We start from the raw sequence: 19,502 nt of genomic DNA, 5'->3' as shown, positions 1-19,502 counted from the left end.
GTCGTGCACCATCAGCGCTTGGGCGGGTGCGCGACCGAGTCGCGCACGACCAATCGGTGGGGCATGACGTGATCGGTCAGTACGCGCGTTTCGTCGGGCTTGCGGCGGATGGTGCGCAGCAGGATATCGATGGCGGCATCGGCCATCGAGGCGATCGGTTGGTGGATGGTGGTGAGCTCCGGCCAGACGGTGGTTGCGGCCGAGGTGTCATCGAAGCCCACCACCGAGAGGTCGCGAGGTACCTCGAGGCCGCGTCGGTGCGCGACGGAAATCGCGGCGGCGCCCATGTCGTCGTTGCTGGCGAAGATCGCGGTCGGTGGCCGGCGGTGCGACAGCAGCTTCTCGGCGGCGGCCAGGCCCGAGCGGTAGGTGTAGTCTCCCTGCTGGACGAGGCCGGGGTCGACCTGCAGCCCGGCGTCCTGCAGGGCGCTGACAAAGCCGTCGTAGCGCCGCGCGCTTGCGCTCAGGTCGTTGCGGCCCCGGATGAAGCCGATGCGGCTGTGGCCCTGCTGGATCAGGTGTTCGGCCAACTCCTTGCCGGCCTGGAGGTCGTCGATGCGCACGCAGGAGATGGCGTTGCCCAGGTGGCCCGGCGCGATCGCGACCACGGGGATGCCGGCCTTGACGAGCTCGGTCACGGCGGGCTGCGACTCGCACAGCGGCGGCGGCAGAATGACGCCATCCACGCGGCCGGCCAGGGCCCGGGCCGCCTTCCGCTCGGCGGCGGGGTCCAGGTCATCCCAGTAGTCGACCACCAGCTGGATGGCAGCGTTGGACGCGACACGCAGCAAGCCCACCAGCAGTTCGCGGAGGTAGGCACCGCTGGGATTGGTGTAGATCAGCGCGATGCGGGTGTGCTGCGCGGCCGCCAGCGAACTGGCCGCCAGGTTGGGCGTATAGCCCAGTTCGCGCACCGCGCGCATCACGCGCTCACGGGTGGCATCGCGCACCTTGCCCTGGTTGATCGCCCGCGACACGGTCATCGGCGACACGCCGGCCAACGCCGCCACCTCGTCGATCGTCACGCCGCTGGTCTTGCGGCGGACCGATTTCTTCGGCTTGTCCACTCCGTGCTCCCGTTCTTCTTTGTGACGCTGTCGCATCCAAAGCACGTCCGGAGCTTACAAGGTTTGCGGTCCGTGCTGCGGCCGCGTTCGGGTGTCGAGCGGTGTCATTGGATGCTCGGTGCCGCGATGGTCCTGTTGGGCTGCATGGGCGAGGCACGCGCCGAGGATGGCTATGCACTTTGGATGCGCTACGTCCCGCTCGAACCCGCACTCGCGGCCGACTACCACGCGCGCCTCGCGGACGTAGCGGCGCCCGATCAGACACCCACCCAGCGTGCCGCGCGCGAGGAGCTGAGGCGTGGTCTCACCGGGCTTACCGGCAGCCCGCCACGGATGCAGGCTGAAGCCAGCCAGGCGTCGCTGGTGCTGGGTACACCGCAGTCGTCAACGTTGATCGCCCCGTTCCGGGCGGAGATTGCATCGCTGGGCGACGAAGGTTACCTGCTCAGGCGCACCCGGATGGGTGGGCGCGACGTCGTTCTGGTGGCGGCGCGCCGGGATATCGGGGTGCTGTATGGCGTGTTCCACCTGCTGCGACTGCTGCAGACGGGCGCGTCACTGGACCGCCTGGACGTGCGCGAGTCGCCACGGCTCCGGCTGCGCGTGCTCAACCACTGGGACAACCTCGAGGGTCATGTCGAACGCGGCTACGCCGGGCGTTCGCTGTGGGAGTGGCAGACGCTGCCGGAGTGGCGCAACCCACGCTACACCGACTACGCGCGCGCCAACGCCTCGGTGGGTATCAACGGCACCGTCCTCAACAACGTCAATGCCAGTGCGCAGAGCCTTGCGCCGGCGTATCTGGACAAAGCGGCCACGCTGGCGGACATCTTCCGGCCCTACGGCATCCGCGTGTACCTGAGCGCGCGCTTCAGCGCCCCCATCGAACTGGGTGGGCTCGACACTGCCGATCCGCTCGACCCGGCGGTACAACGCTGGTGGCGCGACAAGGCCCGCGACATCTACGCGCGCATTCCGGATTTCGGCGGCTTCCTGGTGAAGGCCAATTCCGAAGGGCAGCCCGGCCCGCAGGATTATGGTCGCTCGCATGCCGACGGGGCCAACCTGCTGGCCACTGCACTGGCCCCGCACGGCGGGGTGGTGATGTGGCGCGCCTTCGTCTATGCACACGATGTGCCTGCAGACCGCGCCACGCAGGCATACGCCGAATTCGCCGGGCTGGACGGTGCGTTCCTCCCGAACGTGATCCTGCAGGTAAAGAACGGGCCCATCGACTTCCAGCCGCGCGAGCCCTTCCATCCGCTGTTCGGGGCCATGCCACGCACGCCGCTGATGATGGAAGTGCAGATCACCAAGGAGTATCTCGGCTTCGCCACGCACCTGGTGTACCTGGGGCCGCTGTACGAGGAAGTGCTCCGGGCCGACACCCGCGGCGATCGCGGGGGCGCCACGGTTGCGCAGGCCCTGAGTGGCATGGCCGGCGTCGCCAATGTCGGTGCGGACGCCACCTGGAGCGGGTCGCACTTCGATCAGGCCAACTGGTACGCGTTCGGCAGGCTTGCATGGGACCCGCAGAACGCCGCCCGCGCCATCGCGGCGGACTGGGCCGCGATGACATTCGCGCCGGATCCGGAGGTGGTGCAACCGATCGTCGGGACGATGATGGCCTCGCGCGAGGCCGCCGTGAACTACATGACCCCGCTGGGCCTGCACCACCTGATGGCGCGCGGGCACCACTACGGGCCCGGTCCCTGGGTGGACGGCGGCCCCCGCGCGGACTGGACGTCGGTGTATTACCACCGTGCCGATCGCGCGGGCATTGGCTTCGACCGAACCGACCGTGGCAGCAATGCGGTGGGCCAGTACGCGCCCGGGGTGGCTGCCATGTACGGGGACCTGGCGCGGGTGCCGGAGCCGCTGCTGCTGTGGTTCCACCACGTGCCCTGGGATCACCGCATGGCCTCCGGCAGGACACTGTGGAACGAACTGGTCGGGCGCTATTCGCAGGGCGTAAGCCAGGTGCAGGCCATGCAGGCGACCTGGGACAGCCTGCAGGGCAGGGTGGATGGGCAACGATACGCGCAGGTCGCCGCCTTCCTCCGCATCCAGCGGCGCGAAGCACAGTGGTGGCGCGATGCGAGCGTGGCCTACTTCCAGTCGGTGAGCGGGCTGCCGTTGCCGGCGGGCGAAGCCGCGCCGCCACATCCGCTGGCCTGGTACGAAGCCCTGCAGTTCCCCTCTGCGCCGGGGGATGGGCGATGAACAGAACCTGGTGGCTGGGCGGCCTGTTGGCCATCGCCCTGGGGTACGGCGCTGCACCGTCCATGGCGCAGCAACCGACGACGCCGCTGCTGCATCCGCTGTTCCAGGACCACGCCGTCCTGCAGCGCGACCAGCCCATTCCCGTTTGGGGCAACGCGGCCCCCGGCATCACGGTTTCCCTGACATTCGCCGGCCAGGCGCTGACTACCCGCGCGGACGCACAAGGCCACTGGCAGGCGACACTCAGGCCCGCCCCGCCTGGCGGACCTCACGAAATGACGGTGCGGGCAGGGCAGGCCACCCAGAGCGTGCGCGACGTGCTGCTGGGCGATGTCTGGTTGTGCGCCGGGCAGTCGAACATGGAACTTCCCGTGCGACGCACGCTTGACGCAGACAGCGAGCTGGCCGCCGCCACGCGGCCGGACATCCGCCTGTTTACCGTGCCGAAGGCGGCCGCATTGACGCCCCAACCCGCGTTCGCCGCGCCGGTGTCGTGGCAGCCCGCGTCGCCGGGCACGGTCCGCGATTTTTCCGCCGCCTGCTTCTACTTCGCACGCGAGCTGCAGAAGACCGTCCGCGTGCCGATGGGGCTGATCCAGGCGGCGTGGGGCGGGTCGCGGATCGAGGCCTGGACCAGCACCGAGGCCCTGCGCGCGCAGGGTGGCATGGGCCCGGCGCTTGACGTGCTCGCGCTGTATGCCAGCGATCCTGCTGCGGCCAATGCCCGATGGGGCTGGCAGTGGCAGCAGTGGTGGACGGGGCGCGAGGGTGCCATCGGCGGCGACACGCCGTGGCAACCCGGCGCAGGCGGCACGGGATGGCAGGACGCACCGCCCGGGCTCGGGGCTTGGGAGCGTTGGGGCGTGCCGGCGCTTTCCGAGTACAACGGCATGGTCTGGTACCGCACCCGGGTGACCCTGAGCGCCGCCCAGGCGGGGCAGGGGGCGCGCCTCGAACTGGGCGCCGTCGATGAGACCGACCTGACCTGGGTGAACGGCGTGGCCGTGGGCAGCCAGTACGGCCCGGGTGAGGCGCGGTCGTATCCGCTGCCCGTCGGTCTGTTGAAGGCAGGCGTCAATACGGTCGTGATCAACGTGCTCGACACGTACGGCGACGGCGGCCTGGCGGGCCCTGCACAGGCCCACGGCGTGCGACTGGACGATGGCACGCGGATCGTCCTGGACTCGCCGTGGCAGTACCGGGTGGCCCCCGCTGCATCGACGCCGCCACTCGCGCCGTGGCACGCCGCGACGGGCCTGTCGACGCTGTACAACGGCATGATCGCGCCGCTGGGCCGCTATGGCCTGCGCGGCATGGTGTGGTACCAGGGCGAATCCAATACCGGCGACGGCGCCGCTTACGCCGCGCGGCTGCGCAGCCTGCGCGACGACTGGCGCGGGCGTTTCGGTGCCGATATGCCCTTGCTGGTGGTGCAACTGGCCGGCTATGGCCAGCCTCCCAGTGCGCCCGGCGACAGTGGTTGGGCACAGGTGCGCGAAGCGCAGCGGCGGGTCGCGGCGGACGACCTGCATACCGGGCTCGCGCTGGCCATCGACATCGGCGACGCGTACGACATCCATCCGCCCAACAAACAGGAACTCGGCCGGCGTCTGGCGCGGGCGGCCCGGCATGTGGTCTACGGCGACCGGTCCGTCGCCGCGTCCGGCCCCACGCCCCGCCATGTCTCGCGCACCGAGGCCGGGGTGCGGATCGCGTTCGACGGCGTCACCGGCACCTTGGTCACCACCGGTGCGAAGGGCCCTATCGGGTTCGAGGTCTGCGATGCCGGTGCGCGGCACTGTGCCTATGCCGATGCGGTACTGGACGGGCGTGACGTCGTCCTGCACGGCCCGCCGCCCAGCCCTGGCGCACGCGTGCGCTACTGCTGGGCCGATGGCCCGGTCTGTACGCTGCGCGACAGCAGTGGTGCGCCGGCGGGCCCGTTCGAGCTGTCCCTCACCACTGGAGAGGTGCCTTGATGCGTCTGCTGCTCGCCACGCTGGTCGTGCTGTTGTCCACCGCGGTGCAACCGCTGGGCGCCGCGCCCGCGCCACCGGTCTACTTCGACTGGTTCGAGTACGCGGGGCACGATACGGCCTTTGCAACGCCACTGCCCGCCGGGCACTACCGCAACCCGATCCTGGCCGGCTTCCACGCGGACCCGAGCATCGTCAGCGCGAACGGCCGCTTCTACCTGGTCAATTCCAGCTTCACCTACTTCCCCGGCATCCCGGTGTTCGAGAGCGTTGATCTGGTGCATTGGAAGCAGATCGGCAACGTGATCGATCGTCCCACCCAGGTGGACTTCGATGGCCTGAGCGTGTCCCGCGGCATCTTCGCGCCGGCCATCACGTACCACGATGGCGTGTTCCATGTGGTCACCACGGCGGTCGACAGCGGTGGCAACTTCATCGCCACCGCGCGCGATCCGGCGGGCCCGTGGTCCGACCCGCACTGGCTGCCGGGCGTCGACGGCATCGATCCCTCGCTGTTCTTCAATGACGACGGCACGGTTTACCTGCTCAACAATGATGCGCCCCCGGGCCCGCCGCGCTACGAGGGGCACCGCGCGATCTGGATGCAGCAGCTCGATCTGGCCAACTTCAGGCCGGTAGGCCCGCGCAGGGTGCTGATCGACGGCGGCGTGGAGCCTGCAAAGAACCCGATCTGGATCGAGGGCCCTCACCTCTACAAACGCGATGGCTGGTACTACCTCTCCGACGCCGAAGGGGGCACCGGGCCGCAGCATTCCCAGGTGGTCCTGCGCAGCCGTGATGTCTGGGGGCCGTACATTCCGTATGCGGGCAATCCGATTCTCACCCAGCGCGACCTGCCCGACGACCGGCCGCTGCCGATCACCAACGCGGGGCATGCCGATCTGGTGGAAGGTCCGGACGGCTCCTGGTGGGCGGTGTTCCTTGCCAGTCGCAATTACCAGACGCGGCACTACAACACGGGGCGGGAAACCTATCTGCTGCCGGTGCAATGGCGTGACGGCTGGCCGGTGATCCTGCCGGCCGAGCAGGCCATCCCGTACGCGGTCAAGGCACCGTCGTGGATGCAGGGCGAGGCATCGCAGGCGCCTGCCACCGGCAACTTCGTCGATCGCGACGACTTCGATGCACCGATACTCGGCACCGGCTGGCTGCGGGTGCGGGTCCCCAAACAGGCATGGGCAGACCTGGGCCTGCGGCCGGGCGCCCTGGCCGTGCATCCGCTGGCGGAGAACCTGGACACACTGCGCAACCCGGCCTTCCTCGGGCGTCGCCAGCAGCACCTGCGGTTCGAGGCCAGCACCGCCATGACGCGCCCGGCGACGGGCGTGGCGGCCGGCCTTGCAGCGTTCCAGAACGAGGACTACTGGTATTTCCTCGGCGTGCGCAGCCTGGGCGGCAATCGCGTGGCGATCTTCCTCGAAGCACGCGACGGTCGCGGTGCGACCCGCACCCTGGCCACGCGCGACGTGGCCGCGTCCACGTCACTGGGCTTGAAGATCGGCGGCGACGAGGGCCGCTATGCGTTCGCGTTCGATACCGGCGATGGCCGTGGCTGGCAGACGCTCGCGGGCGACGTGGACGGAACGGTATTGAGTACGGATCGCGCAGGCGGCTTCGTCGGCGCCCTGCTGGGACCATTCGCGCGCGACGAGCGTGCCTTGAGGAGCAAATGATGATGCGTACGCCTTACCCGTGCAGCCGCCGTCGCGCGCCCATCTTCCGTACGTTCGCGCTGTGTGCCGCGATGGCGATGGCCACCGCAGGTCATGCAGCGGATGCCCAGCCGTGGCTGGACACGTCGGCCAGCTTTGAAACCCGCGCCGCAGCGCTGGTGGGGCAGATGACCCTGGAGGAAAAGGCCGCCCAGATGCAGAACGCCGCGCCCGCCATCGAGCGTCTTGGCGTGCCGGCCTACGACTGGTGGAACGAAGGCCTGCACGGCGTCGCGCGGGCGGGGCAGGCCACGGTGTTCCCGCAGGCCATCGGCCTGGCCGCCACCTTCGACGTGCCCTTGATGGGGCAGGTGGCCACTACCATCAGCGACGAGGCGCGGGCCAAGCATCACCAGTTCATCCGCGAGGGATCGCATGGCCGCTATCAGGGGCTGACCTACTGGTCGCCGAATATCAACATCTTCCGCGATCCGCGCTGGGGGCGGGGCCAGGAAACCTATGGTGAAGACCCGTACCTCACCGCGCGCATGGGCGTTGCCTTCGTGCGGGGGCTGCAGGGCGACGACCCGGTGTACCGCAAGCTGGACGCCACCGCCAAGCATCTGGCCGTGCACAGCGGCCCCGAGGCCGACCGCCACCACTTCGATGCCCGCCCCAGCAAGCGCGACCTGTATGACACCTACCTGCCGGCCTTCGAGGCGCTGGTGAAGGAGGGCCAGGTGGATGCGGTGATGGGGGCCTACAACCGCGTGTACGGCGAATCCGCCAGCGCCAGCCGGTTCCTGCTGCGCGACGTGCTGCGCCGCGACTGGGGCTTCAAGGGCTACGTGGTGTCGGATTGCTGGGCGATCGTCGATATCTGGAAGCACCACAAAATCGTGCCCACGCGCGAGGCCGCCGCGGCGCTGGCGGTCAAGAACGGGACCGAACTGGAGTGCGGCCAGGAATACGCCACGCTGCCGGCAGCGGTGCAGCAGGGCCTGATCAGTGAAGCGGAGATCGACGCGGCGGTGACGCGCCTGTTCACCGCACGGATGCGGCTGGGCATGTTCGATCCGCCCGAGCGCGTGCGCTGGGCGCGCATCCCTGCGGCGGTGAACCAGGCCCCGGCACATGACGCCTTGGCCCTGAAGGCTGCACGGGAATCGCTGGTGCTGCTGAAGAACGACGGTGTGCTGCCATTGTCACGCACGCTCAAGCGCATTGCCGTGGTCGGCCCCACGGCCGACGACAGCATGGCGCTGCTGGGCAACTACTTCGGCACGCCGGCGGCACCGGTGACCTTCCTTCAGGGCATCCGCGAGGCGGCCAAGGGTGTCGAGGTGCGGTACGCGCGCGGCGTGGACCTGGTCGAAGGGCGCGACGATCCCGGTGCGACGCCGCTCATCGAGGCGGCGTACCTGCGGCCCTCGGCCGACTCCCCGGAACGCGGGTTGCGTGGCGAGTACTTCCGCACGCCCGATCTCTCAGGGACACCCGCGCTGGTCCGCACCGACGCCCAGATCGGCTTCCGCTGGGACCGCGGTTCCCCGACCGACAACCTGTTGGCCCGCGGGGAAGCGGCGCCGGGGCAGGGCATTCCGGGCGATGGTTTCAGTATCCGTTGGCAGGGCCAACTGCTGCCGCCGGTGTCGGGCCGCTACCGGATCGAGGCCGCCGCCGACGACGGCTTCCGCCTGTACGTGGATGGCAAGCGGGTGCTGGATCATTGGACCCGCAGCGATCGCTTGCGCAGCGATGGGGTGGACCTGGACCTGCAGGCAGGCCGCGCCTACGACCTGAAACTGGAGTACTTCGATGCCGAGCGTGACGCAGGCGTGCGGCTGGGCTGGCGCATGCCCGGTGCGAAGCCACCGTTCGAGGAGGCGCTCGATGCTGCCCGCAGCGCGGACGTGGTGGTGTTCGTCGGCGGCCTGACCGGCGACGTCGAAGGCGAGGAGATGACGGTCAATTACCCGGGCTTCGCCGGCGGTGACCGCACCGACCTGCGCCTGCCCGCCACCCAGCGGGCGCTGCTGGAGGCGCTGCACGCCACCGGCAAGCCGGTGGTGATGGTGCTGACCGGCGGGTCGGCGCTGGCGGTGGAGTGGGCCCAGGCGAATCTGTCGGCGATCCTGATGAGCTGGTATCCCGGGCAACGCGGCGGCACCGCCGTCGGCGAAGCGCTGTTCGGCGAGGTCAATCCCGGCGGCCGCCTGCCGGTCACGTTCTACACCGCGGACCAGGCGATGCCCGCGTTTGACGATTACGCGATGGAAGGCCGCACGTACCGCTACTTCCGCGGCACGCCGCTGTATCCGTTCGGGTTCGGGCTGTCCTATACCCGCTTCGACTACGCAACGCTCAGGCTCGATTCGCCCCGCATCGCCGACGATGGCGCGCTCAGGGTGGAGGTGGAGGTGGCCAACACCGGCGAGCGCGCGGGCGATGAAGTGGTGCAGCTGTATGTGCGGCGATTGGCGGCCGGGGCCGGCGATGCGCAGCAGACGCTGCGCGGCTTCCAGCGGGTGCATCTGGCGCCTGGCCAGCGGCGCACGGTGGCATTCGCGCTGGACGCGCACCAGGCGCTGCGCCAGTACGACGAGGCGCGCGGCACCTATGTGGTGCCACCGGGGGCCTACGAAGTGCGGATAGGCGGCTCAAGCGCCGATGCACGCGTGCAGGGCCGCTTCACCGTGGAGGCGACGCGTGACTGATTCCCGCCACATGGACACCCCCGAGCACACGCTGTCGGTCCGCGAGAAGCTGGGCTACAGCCTGGGCGACCTGGCCGCCAACCTGATCTTCCAGACGCTGATCACCTACCTGGCCTTCTTCTACACGGATGTGTACCGATTGCCGCCCGCTACCGCAGCGACCATTATTTTCGTGATCGGCCTGCTGGGCGCCTTCGTGTTCACTCCGCTGATCGGCATCGCCGCCGACCGCACGGCCACGCGCTGGGGCAGGTTCCGGCCCTGGATCCTGTGGACGGCGATCCCGTTCGGCGTGCTGGCGCTTGCTGCCTTCAGCACCCCGGATCTGGGGCCGCGCGGCAAGGTCATCTACGCGCTGGTGACCTACGGTCTGCTGATGCTCGTGTATGCGGCCAACAACCTGCCGTACTCCGCGCTCAGCGGGGTGCTCACCGGTAGCATGGCCCAGCGCAACAGCTTGTCGGCCTACCGCTTCGTGGCGGTCATGATCGCGCAGTTCATCATCCAGGTACTGCTGCTGCCGCTGGTGCTGATCCTCGGTGACGGCGATCGGGTGCAGGGCTTCGAACGTGTGATGACGGTATTTGCGGTGGTGGGCACCGCGTTCTTCCTGATCACCTTCGCCACCACCCGCGAGCGCATCGTGCCGGCGAAGGAGCAGAGCAGCGGCGTGCTGCAGGACCTGTCCGACCTGCTGCACAACCGGCCGTGGAAGGTGATGCTGGCCCTGACGGTGCTGGTTTTCATCAACCTGGCGCTGAAGGGCGGCACCTACATCTATTACTTCCAGTACTACATGAGCGAGGCCGCCCTGGCGGGCTTTCTTGACCGCTCCGGCTTCAACGCGTTCATCGGGGGATTGAACGCAACGCTCAACGGGTGGGGGCTGTCCGGTTTCACCTGGCCAAAGGATCCGGCCACCTCGGCATTCAGTCTGTTCAACGCCTGCGGCATCCTCTGCATGATCCTGGGCATCGGGGCATCGCGGCGCCTCGCCGACCGCTACGGCAAGCGGGATGTGTTCGGCGGCGCGCTGCTGGTGTCCACGCTGTTCCTGCTGGTCTTCGATTTCCTGCCGCCCACGGCAGTGGCCGTGGCCTTCGGCGCGTTCATGCTGCACGGGTTCTGCTACGGCATCACCATCCCCTTGCTGTGGGCGATGATCGCCGACGTCGCCGACTATTCCGAATGGAAGAACCATCGCCGCGCCACCGCGATCATCTTCTCGGCGATGCTGTGCGGGCTGAAAATCGGCCTCAGCATCGGCGGTGCGCTGGTGGCCGGCATCCTCGCCCATCACGGCTATCAGGCCGGTGCCGAACAGCAGGCCCAGCCCGTGGTGGACGGCATCCGCCTGACCGTGAGCGTCTACTGCTCCCTCCCGTTCCTGGCCGCGGTGGCGCTGCTTTTCTTCTACAAAATCGACAAGCGCATGGAGACCCGCATCGAACATGACCTGCATCTGCGACGTCAAGGAAGCACTCTGGAGCACCTCGCGGCACACGCCATCGCCCAACCGCTGGTGACCCACCTCTACACGGCCGACCCTTCGGCCCACGTGTTCGAGGGGCGCCTGTATATCTACCCGTCGCACGACATCGACAGCGGCGCGCCGTTCGACGATGAAGGCGGTCACTTCGGCATGGAGGACTACCATGTGCTGCGGATGGATTCGCCCGAGGGCGAGGCCACCGACTGCGGCGTGGCACTGCATGTCCGCGACGTGCCCTGGGCCGCACGGCAGATGTGGGCGCCGGACGCAGCCAGCCGCGATGGCCGTTATTACCTCTATTTTCCGGCCAAGGACGGGGAGGGCACGTTCCGTATCGGCGTGGCGGTGGCGGATCGTCCGGAGGGCCCGTTCACCCCCGACGCCGAGCCGATGGAGGGAACGTACTCGATCGATCCGGCCGTCTACGAGGATGACGACGGCACGCATTACCTCTATTTCGGCGGCATCTGGGGCGGTCAGTTGCAGAACTACCGGGACAACCGCTTTGACGCCGCGCACAAGGAGCCCACCGGCGATGCGCCTGCGCTTGGCCCGCGCGTCGGCCGGCTGGACCCGTGCATGACCCGGCTGGCCGAGCCCACGCGGGAGGTCATGATCCTGGACGAGCACGGCCAGCCGCTGCGTGCCGATGACCACGCGCGTCGCTTCTTCGAAGGGCCGTGGTTGCACAAGTACCAGGGGCGGTATTACCTGTCGTACTCCACCGGGGACACGCACCTGCTGTGCTACGCCATCGGCGACAGCCCGTATGGACCGTTCACCTATGCCGGGGTGATCCTCACGCCCGTCGTCGGCTGGACCACGCACCACTCCATCTGCGCCTTCCAAGGCCAGTGGTATCTCTTCTACCATGACGCCCTGTTGTCCGGCGGGGTGACCCACCTGCGCTCGGTCAAGTGCACCCCCCTGCACATGGAGGCCGACGGAAGCATCCGGACGATCGATCCCTATGGCGCTTGAAACGGCCTCACCCAAGGATGATGCGGAGGCGCCGCTGCCTGGTGGGCGCCTGTACTGGTTGCGGGCGGGGAGGCTGGAGGTGGCGCTTGCGCCGGAAGCCGGTGGCCGCATTGCCCATCTGCGCTACGACGGCGTGGAATGGCTGGTGGGCGAGCAGGAGGTTGGGGCGGCTGCGATCGGCTGGGGATGCTATCCGATGGTGCCGTGGGCCGGGCGCATCCGGCAGGGGCGCTTCGTCTTTGAGGGCACGGCGTTTGAGCTGCCGCTGAACTTTGGCGCGCACGCGATCCATGGGGTCGGTTTTTCACGACCGTGGCATGTCGACAGCCTCGATGCGGATGCCGCGACGCTGTCGCTGGCGCTTCCTGAGGATGCGTATTGGCCTTTTGGGGGGCGTGCCACGCAGGTGATCCGTGTGACGCCCCACTGTCTCGAGCTGCGGTTGGCCGTGCAAGCCGGCGACAAGGCGATGCCGGCCGTGCTTGGCTGGCACCCCTGGTTTCGCAAGCCGGATCAGGTGGTGTTCGCCCCCAGTGCGATGTATCCGCGGGACGGGGAGGGGATTGCCATGTTGCCTTGCGTCCGCCCCGCGCCTGGGCCCTGGGATGACTGCTTCCTCAACCAGCAGGAGGTGGCCATGGTGTCTGGGGAACAGGTGCTGCGTATGCGCGCAGACACCGGTCACTGGGTGGTGTACGACGGCGCGGCGAATGCAACGTGCGTGGAGCCGCAGACGGGGCCGCCGGATGGTTTTACGTTGGCGCCGAACCGGCTGGAGCCGGGGCAGATGCTGGAGCTGACGTTCGAGCTGCAGTGGGCCGATGGCAGTGGCAACGGCGATGAAGCCCGGTGAAACTCCAGTGATGCGCTCCGCTGGAGAATTCACGGCGGAGGAACTGGACGGCGGCGACCCTGTCAGGACCTCCCCTTGAAGTGAAGCGTCCCTTTCCATGTCCACCAAGCATCTCACCACGATCAATCCGCTGACCGAAGAAGTGCTCGCCACCTATTCCTACATGTCCGACGCCGAGGCTGCTGCGGTCGTCAAGGCAAGCCATGAAGCCTTTATGCAATGGCGTCTGCGCAGTCTCGATGATCGAGCAAACGTCATTGCGGGCATCGCCAAGGCCCTTCGCGAGCGCAAGGAAGAGTTCGCACAGCTGATGACCGACGAGGTCGGCAAGCTCATCGAGGACAGTCGCACTGAAGTCGAACTGTGCGCCGCCATCTGTGACTACACCGCCAAGCAGGGGCCTGTCGTGCTGGCCGATGAGGAGCGCGATGTGGAGGGTGCCACCGGCATTGTGACCCACGCCCCGATCGGTGTGGTGTATGGCATTCAGCCGTGGAACTTCCCGGCGTACCAGGCGATCCGCTATTCCATCGCCAGCCTGATGGCCGGCAATGGCGTCCTGCTCAAACACGCCGAGAGCTGCACCGGTAGTGGCTTGCTGCTGCGCGACATCTACGAAAGTGCCGGGCTGCCCAAGGGGCTGTTCGGCGTGCTGTTGATCAGCCACGACCAGTCCAATGACATCGTGGAAAACGATCTGGTGCGCGCGGTGACCCTGACCGGGAGCGAAGCGGCGGGACGTACCGTCGCAGCCAAGGCCGGTGCGGCCCTCAAGAAGACGGTGCTTGAGCTGGGCTCCAACGACGCCTATCTGGTACTGGACGACGCCGACCTGGATCTGGCCGTGGCAACCTGCGTCAAGGGCCGCCTGTTCAACAACGGGCAGACCTGCGTCAACGCCAAGCGTTTTATCGTGACAAAGAAGAACTACGAGGCCTTCGTCAGCGCCTACGCAACGGCCTTCGAAGCGATCCGGATGGGCGACCCGAACGCCGAGCACACCCAGCTTGGCCCCATGGTCTCCAAGGCGCAGCGCGACAAGCTGCACGAACAGGTGACCAAGAGCGTCTCGCAGGGCGCGCGTCTGGTGGTGGGCGGTGACGTGCCGGACCGCACCGGCTGGTTCTACCCGGCCACGGTGCTGGCGGACGTGGCTCCGGGGCAGGTGGCCTACGAGGATGAGCTGTTCGGTCCTGCAGCGGCCGTCATCCGCGCCGAGGACGATGAGGATGCGCTGCGCATCGCCAACGACAGCCGCTACGGCCTGGGCGGGGGCATCTTCAGCCGGAACGTGCAGCGCGCGCGGGAACTGGCGAGCAAGTACTTCGACACCGGCATGGTCTTCATCAACACCTTCGACGTCGCATCCCCGGCGCTGCCGTTCGGTGGTGTGAAGGCGTCCGGCTATGGCCGTGAGCACGGTCCGGAAGGTCTGAAGGAGTTCGTGAACGTCAAGTCGATCAAGATTCCGGCTGCAGCGTCGGCTTGAGTTCAATACTGGCGCCGCGCGGCCCGGCATCGCGCGTGCGCCTTTCGTCCAAGTCGGGGGAGAATGGCTTGGTGGAAGCAGAGGGGGCGCCGGTAAGCGCTTGGCCAGGGATGGCTAGGCGCGAAACCGGAAAGCGAGTGGTGCGTTACAAGGTGCGAATACAGCACTATTCTCACGCCAATCTCAAAACTTCCTTACCCTGATGATAAGCGGTCGTTATCACGGATACGCTCTGGACAGTGGCGCCCGTTCCCAACCTGCGCTATGCCATGCGCCATTCAATCGACAGCCCTAGAATCGTCGCCATCGAGGTCGACGCAGCTTCTGATCCTCACAAGCAGCTCAAATTTCCCACAGCATCAATGGCAGCAGGCGGTTCACGCCCAGGACCGCCAGCCAGGCGAGGGTCGCCACCGCGGCCAGCGCGTCGGCGGTGTGCCATCGTGATCGCCGGCGGTGCGCCAGGCTTCGCGCCAGTTGCCAGAGCATCAGCGGTGCTACCAGCGCGGTGGCTATCAGCAGAAAAACGCTGGCGGGCGTGCGGTCGCCCATCGCCAGCATTCCTTGGGCAGCCAGCAGCGGCAGCGGAACCATCAGCAGGATCAGCGCGCTCCAGGCGGGCCAGGGGCGTGGCAGACGGTCAGGGTGGACACGCCAGGGCACCGTCACGAGGAACCAGCACAGCCCAGCTGCACCCAGCAGGAGGTTGCCCCACAGCAGCAGCGTGGTCGTGCGGTCGGATTTGCGCCAGGTTCGCAACCCGTCGGTCACGCGCGGGTTCCCATCGGCCTGGCCGAGCAGCACATGGCTGGCCGTCGCCATGCCCGGTGCTGCGAACAGGCCCGGCCCAACCGGTCGCAGCAGGCTGGTGGCTCCTTGGCGTTGCATGCGCAGCGCGCTGGCGTCGTCAGCCATGTCAAGCGACAGGGTGTTGGAGAGCAGGTCCAGGTAGCGGAAACGGCTGAAACGGCTGGACTCGATCACGTACTGTCCGGCCCAAGCGGTGCTTGCGGCCGTAGGGGGGCGGGTGGGGAGGGGCTTCACTGCCGGCAGCGACAGTGCACGGATCAGGAGCGCATCGAAACGCCCATAGTCGGCATCTTCGGCGTCGGTATTGTGGGAAACGAAGAACGCACGATGGTGCTCCGGATACACGCAGAACATTGCGTGGTAGCCCACGATGCTGCCGGTATGGCAGCGCCCGATTGCGCCGTGACGCTCCTGGCGGGTCAATCCAAGCGCGTAGCCCTTGTCCAGCCCTGCACGTGCCGCAGCGGTGTGTTGCGGGCGGGCCATCTGGTGCAGGTAAGCGGGGGCGATGAACGGCGCACCGTGCAGCTGACCTTCGCCGAGCAGGAACACGGCCAAACGTCCCATGTCACCGGCGGTGGTGGTGAACTGGCCCGCCGGCCGCAGCCAGATACTGGTAGTGGCCTGCGGCTGAAGATTGTCTAGATGCCCCCAGGCGAGGCGACGGCCATCGGGGCGATCTTGGCGCAACAGCGCGAAGCTGCTGTCATGCATGCCCAGAGGGGCAAGCAGCTCCCGCTGCAGCCATGCTTCATAGCGCTCGCCGACGGCCTGCTCAAGCGCGATGGCGGCCAGCGTATAGCCCATATTGGAGTACGAGAACTGATCCCCGGGCTGGGATCGTACTTTCAGCAGCGATGCGTCGCGCCTAAAGGTATCTGTCAGCGGGGTGTCGGGGTCGCTGCGCAGCGTGAACATCTGCCACAGCCGCAGGTCTTCGATGCCTGCGGTGTGGTCCAGCAGGTGGCGTAGGGTGATGTCCTGCCTGCCACGCCACGGATTGTCGAAGCGGATACCGGCCAGCAGGGGCTCGACCGGCGCGTCCAGATCCACGCGCCCTTGGCCGGCCAGGCGCAGCAGGCCCACGGCGATCAGTGTTTTCGTGACCGAGCCTACATTGACCTGGGTATCGGGGGTCATCGCCTGCCCGGTGGCCACATTGGCCTGTCCAACGGCGCCGGTGTGAATGTGGCCGGCTGCATCCACCCATGACCAAGTGGCACCGGCCAGCCCCTGCTGCTGCAGTTCCCTGGTCATGGCCGACTGCAGCCAGGGCGCCGGGTCACCGCCTGCGGGTGCGGCATTCGCGCCGCCGCAGAACAGGCCGAGCAGGAACAGGCAGGCGATCCATCGGTGGTTCACGGCACGCACCTGCTGATCTGGGGGGGCGTCTTGGTGAAGCCGCGCTGCCGGTAGGCCCGCAGCGAGCAGCGCGGCGCTGGCCGCCTCGGTCATCCGCATGGGTCCGCACAGAAATACATGGTGGTTCGAGAGGTCAGCGTGGTCCTGCAGGGCAGCGGCGTGGGGAACACCGGGACGTGCGTCCTCGCCGCTGTCGTCGTCGGACACCACCGGCACATACGTAAATCCGGGGAATTGCTGTTGCCATTGGCGCATCGTGACCTCATCGTAATGCTGGCCCCGGCTGCGCGCCCCCCAGTAGAAATACACCGGGCGGGCGGGAAGGGCCTGCAGTACTTCCGCCGCCACGGCCCGGAGTGCGGCATAGCCGGTTCCGCCGGCGATCAGCACAATGGTGGTCTCCGGTGGCGAGGCGAGTGCATCCGCAAGTGCGTCATGCAGTGTTCCGAACGGGCCGGCCACCTTCACACGATCGCCTACCTGCATCTCCATCACCCTTTTTCGGGTCGCCCCACCATCCGCACCAAGGCGTACATGCAGTTCGATGGTGCCGTGCTCGCAGGGTGCATTGGCGATGGAAAACGAACGCCGCTGGCCATCGGCGAACAAAACACCCAGATACTGTCCCGGCCCATGACGCAGCGCGCCGGCCGCAGATGGCGAGAGCTGGAGCCGGGCGACGTCGGCGCACAGCTGGCGCGAGGAGATGCTCAGTTCGATATGTCCATCGACGGCCGACGCAGTGGCGCAGCTGGGGTTACCGTCCTTGGTGATCAAAGCAGGGCTCCTTGGGTTGAGGTTCAATCAGCCGCATGGACCCGGACCGCGCCCAGGGCGTGCGGATCCACCAGGGCCGCGTCGCGTGCGAACAACGGCTTGGGAAGGCACGGCGGGGGCAGCGGACGGCTGCTTACTCGTAATGCAGTGCTCTGTTCGGCGGTATCCCTACCGCTTTGCGGGCAGGCAACAGCATGGCCAACCCGACCACCAAGCCGAGAATAGCTATAACCCCGGCGAATAGGAAGGGCGCCTCGCTGTTGAAATTGTAGAGCACGGTAGAGAGCATGTAGACCAGTCCCGCACCGATCAGCAGCCCGAGTCCGCCGCCAACGGCGAGCTGCTTTCCGCTTTCCGAGAACAGCAGTTTAAAGATGTCCCGCGCGTTCGCACCCAGCGCCCGGCGTACCCCGATCTCATGCGTACGCAGGACGACCGAACGTGAGGTAATCGCATAGATGCCACTGCCTGCCAACAGCAATGCAAGCAACGCGAAGGCCAGGAACAGGTCGCTGATGAAGCGCATGCCGCTGCTGCTCCTGCGGATCTGCTCTTCAAGCGTCTGGATACCCCATACCGGCAGGTCGCTGTCCACCGCCGCCACGCTGTCGGCCAGCAGCTGCGGGCTCAGCGCGGTGGGTGAACGCACGGCGACGATCAGGTTTTTGGCCTGGCTCTGGGCAAGAGGTCGATACACCGCCGGCTTGCGGCGCGTCTCCTCGAACGGCGGACCGTGCAGCACCTGTTCGCTGACTCCCACCACGGTCAACCACGGCGACGCGGGGTCCTGCGGGTCCAGCTTGAAGCGACGGCCGACCGCAGAACGATTGGGCCAGAAGCGCTGGGCGAAGCTCTCGTTCACCACCGCCACGTTCAGGCTGTGCGCGCCGTCGCCATTGCCGGGTTCGCGTCCCTCCAGTAGGCGGATCTTGGTGCCGCGAAATAGCCCGGCAGGCTGCTTACCACGATGGTGCGGGGCAACTGCCGTTCACCGGGATCCATCTGGTCCGAAAGCACCGACGTTCGGGCCGCGGCAGACATGCCCGGCAACGACGTGGTGATGATGATCGCGTCCGCTTCCGGATCGGTACGGCTGGCCAGCTCGCTGCGCACCTGCTCGGCCAGCCGCGCCGTGCTGGCGGCCGATTCAATATGGTGGTCCTTGTTCAGGTTGAGATTGCCAAACAGCACGCCCTGAGTGGGCGCACCAAAGTCGGCGTTGATGCTCAGGTACATGCTGCGGACAAGCACCCCGGAGGAGATCAGCAACGTTGCACAAAGCAGGATTTCAAGGCCCACCATCGCGCGCGTGAAGCGGGTCAGCCGCCGCCCCAGCGCACCGCGGGTGCCGTCGCGCAGAAATCCGGCCAGATCGCCACTGCTGGCGCGCAGGGCGGGCAACAGGCCAACCAGCAGGCCAACGCCAAGCACCAGCACCGCATCAAATCCCACGGTGCCCCAACTGAGGCCGAAGTTCCACCAGAACGGAACCTCTTCTCCCATGCTTTCGATCTGGTCGCGTGACCATTCCATCGCCCAGCCGGCGCAGAACAGGCCCAGCAGTCCGCCGCCCAATGCGAGGGACAGCGACTCCATCAGCATCTGACGGATCAGGCGCGTGCGCGGCGCACCCAGTGCAGCTCGGATGGCCAGTTCCTTGCACCCTGGTGCAGGTCATTGGCTCTCAGTGCGCGCCCCAGGTACGGCTTTTCCCCGGCCAGGGCAAACACGCCCTCGCTGACATAGCTGCCGTTGACCCGCTGGGCAAAGCCCTTCTGGGTAAAGGTGACGTCTTCGGCTCGACTGGGGAAGAAGACGTCAACGCTGTCCTGGTTTTCGGCATACGAGCGGTAGTCATAGTAGGAGATGGCACCGCTCTCAGCCTCCATGCCATTCACCACGCTGGCGATGGCCACCACGCGATCCGCCGAAGGGAAGGGCAGGTCGCCGTAGGCGAACATCTTGATCAGCACGTACATGTACACCGACAGCCCGAAGCCGGCGGTGAACACGGAAATGGTCAACATCGAGAAGCCGGGGGGTCTTGCCCAGCAGGCGCAGCGTGTATAGCCATTCGCGTAA

At 67.4% G+C, this 19,502-nt stretch carries 12 protein-coding genes and 1 pseudogene; 8 read left to right on the top strand and 5 right to left on the bottom strand.

All coding sequences use genetic code 11. The annotated features are described in order from the left end of the window. Positions 1-11 precede the first annotated feature (11 nt). A complete protein-coding gene (locus AC06FD_RS06155; protein WP_478077288.1) occupies positions 12-1,067 on the bottom strand; it encodes a LacI family DNA-binding transcriptional regulator in 1,056 nt (351 codons plus the stop codon). Positions 1,068-1,193: 126 nt separating this feature from the next. Here AC06FD_RS06155 and AC06FD_RS06150 point away from each other — a divergent pair, with 126 nt between their 5' ends. The 8 genes and pseudogenes from AC06FD_RS06150 to AC06FD_RS06115 all read left to right on the top strand — a co-directional run bounded on the left by AC06FD_RS06150 (position 1,194) and on the right by AC06FD_RS06115 (position 14,471). Continuing rightward, positions 1,194-3,290, top strand: a complete 2,097-nt coding sequence (locus AC06FD_RS06150) for an alpha-glucuronidase family glycosyl hydrolase (RefSeq protein WP_478077287.1) — start codon at positions 1,194-1,196, stop codon at positions 3,288-3,290. Further along, positions 3,287-5,269, top strand: coding sequence for a sialate O-acetylesterase (locus AC06FD_RS06145; protein ID WP_478077286.1), 1,983 nt, complete (start codon positions 3,287-3,289; stop codon positions 5,267-5,269). The genes AC06FD_RS06150 and AC06FD_RS06145 overlap by 4 nt, the downstream gene beginning before the upstream one ends. Beyond that, positions 5,269-6,960, top strand: coding sequence for a glycoside hydrolase family 43 protein (locus AC06FD_RS06140; RefSeq protein WP_478077285.1), 1,692 nt, complete (start codon positions 5,269-5,271; stop codon positions 6,958-6,960). The genes AC06FD_RS06145 and AC06FD_RS06140 overlap by 1 nt, the downstream gene beginning before the upstream one ends. Before the next feature lie 71 nt (positions 6,961-7,031). Further along, on the top strand, positions 7,032-9,656 hold the full coding sequence (locus tag AC06FD_RS06135) for a glycoside hydrolase family 3 protein (RefSeq protein WP_478077380.1): 2,625 nt from the start codon (positions 7,032-7,034) through the stop codon (positions 9,654-9,656). Between the two features lie 10 nt (positions 9,657-9,666). Further along, positions 9,667-11,136: pseudogene (locus AC06FD_RS06130) on the top strand (MFS transporter); the annotation flags it as partial. Next, positions 11,113-12,129, top strand: a complete 1,017-nt coding sequence (locus AC06FD_RS06125; protein WP_478077379.1) for a glycoside hydrolase family 43 protein — start codon at positions 11,113-11,115, stop codon at positions 12,127-12,129. The pseudogene AC06FD_RS06130 and the gene AC06FD_RS06125, both read left to right, overlap by 24 nt. Beyond that, entirely contained in the window at positions 12,119-12,982 is an 864-nt protein-coding gene (locus tag AC06FD_RS06120; protein WP_478077284.1) for an aldose epimerase family protein, read from the top strand. The genes AC06FD_RS06125 and AC06FD_RS06120 overlap by 11 nt, the downstream gene beginning before the upstream one ends. 97 nt (positions 12,983-13,079) lie before the next feature. Beyond that, positions 13,080-14,471: an aldehyde dehydrogenase family protein gene (locus AC06FD_RS06115; RefSeq protein ID WP_478077283.1), complete on the top strand. Its 1,392-nt coding sequence runs from the start codon at positions 13,080-13,082 to the stop codon at positions 14,469-14,471. A 342-nt stretch (positions 14,472-14,813) separates the two neighbouring features. On the opposite strand, the gene AC06FD_RS06110 is transcribed toward AC06FD_RS06115, so the two are convergent. From AC06FD_RS06110 to AC06FD_RS06095, 4 genes are all read right to left on the bottom strand, one after another. Beyond that, positions 14,814-17,420 (bottom strand): serine hydrolase, encoded by a 2,607-nt coding sequence (locus AC06FD_RS06110; RefSeq protein WP_478077282.1) that lies wholly within the window; start codon positions 17,418-17,420, stop codon positions 14,814-14,816. 133 nt (positions 17,421-17,553) lie between these two features. After that, positions 17,554-18,339: an FtsX-like permease family protein gene (locus AC06FD_RS06105; RefSeq protein ID WP_478077378.1), complete on the bottom strand. Its 786-nt coding sequence runs from the start codon at positions 18,337-18,339 to the stop codon at positions 17,554-17,556. Continuing rightward, positions 18,294-19,022, bottom strand: coding sequence for a hypothetical protein (locus AC06FD_RS06100; protein ID WP_478077281.1), 729 nt, complete (start codon positions 19,020-19,022; stop codon positions 18,294-18,296). Before AC06FD_RS06100 ends, AC06FD_RS06105 begins: the two co-directional genes overlap by 46 nt. 8 nt (positions 19,023-19,030) lie before the next feature. Further along, positions 19,031-19,447 carry a hypothetical protein gene (locus tag AC06FD_RS06095; protein ID WP_478077280.1) on the bottom strand — a complete coding sequence of 139 codons (417 nt, stop codon included), beginning with the start codon at positions 19,445-19,447 and terminating at the stop codon, positions 19,031-19,033. Positions 19,448-19,502: the final 55 nt, after the last annotated feature.

The sequence above is a fragment of the Stenotrophomonas sp. Steno-Z1 genome (genome assembly GCF_056393175.1).
The sequence above is the reverse complement of the archived record's forward strand: the minus strand, read 5'-3'. Positions and strand labels throughout refer to the sequence as shown.

Bases quoted from the DNA above. Each gene is read 5' to 3' on its own strand.
- AC06FD_RS06100 (WP_478077281.1), bottom strand. From the start codon at position 19,022: ATGCTGATGGAGTCGCTGTCCCTCGCATTGGGCGGCGGACTGCTGGGC.
- AC06FD_RS06145 (WP_478077286.1), top strand. From the start codon at position 3,287: ATGAACAGAACCTGGTGGCTGGGCGGCCTGTTGGCCATCGCCCTGGGG.
- AC06FD_RS06120 (WP_478077284.1), top strand. From the start codon at position 12,119: ATGGCGCTTGAAACGGCCTCACCCAAGGATGATGCGGAGGCGCCGCTG.
- AC06FD_RS06115 (WP_478077283.1), top strand. From the start codon at position 13,080: ATGTCCACCAAGCATCTCACCACGATCAATCCGCTGACCGAAGAAGTG.
- AC06FD_RS06095 (WP_478077280.1), bottom strand. From the start codon at position 19,447: ATGTTGACCATTTCCGTGTTCACCGCCGGCTTCGGGCTGTCGGTGTAC.
- AC06FD_RS06135 (WP_478077380.1), top strand. From the start codon at position 7,032: ATGGCGATGGCCACCGCAGGTCATGCAGCGGATGCCCAGCCGTGGCTG.
- AC06FD_RS06150 (WP_478077287.1), top strand. From the start codon at position 1,194: ATGGTCCTGTTGGGCTGCATGGGCGAGGCACGCGCCGAGGATGGCTAT.
- AC06FD_RS06140 (WP_478077285.1), top strand. From the start codon at position 5,269: ATGCGTCTGCTGCTCGCCACGCTGGTCGTGCTGTTGTCCACCGCGGTG.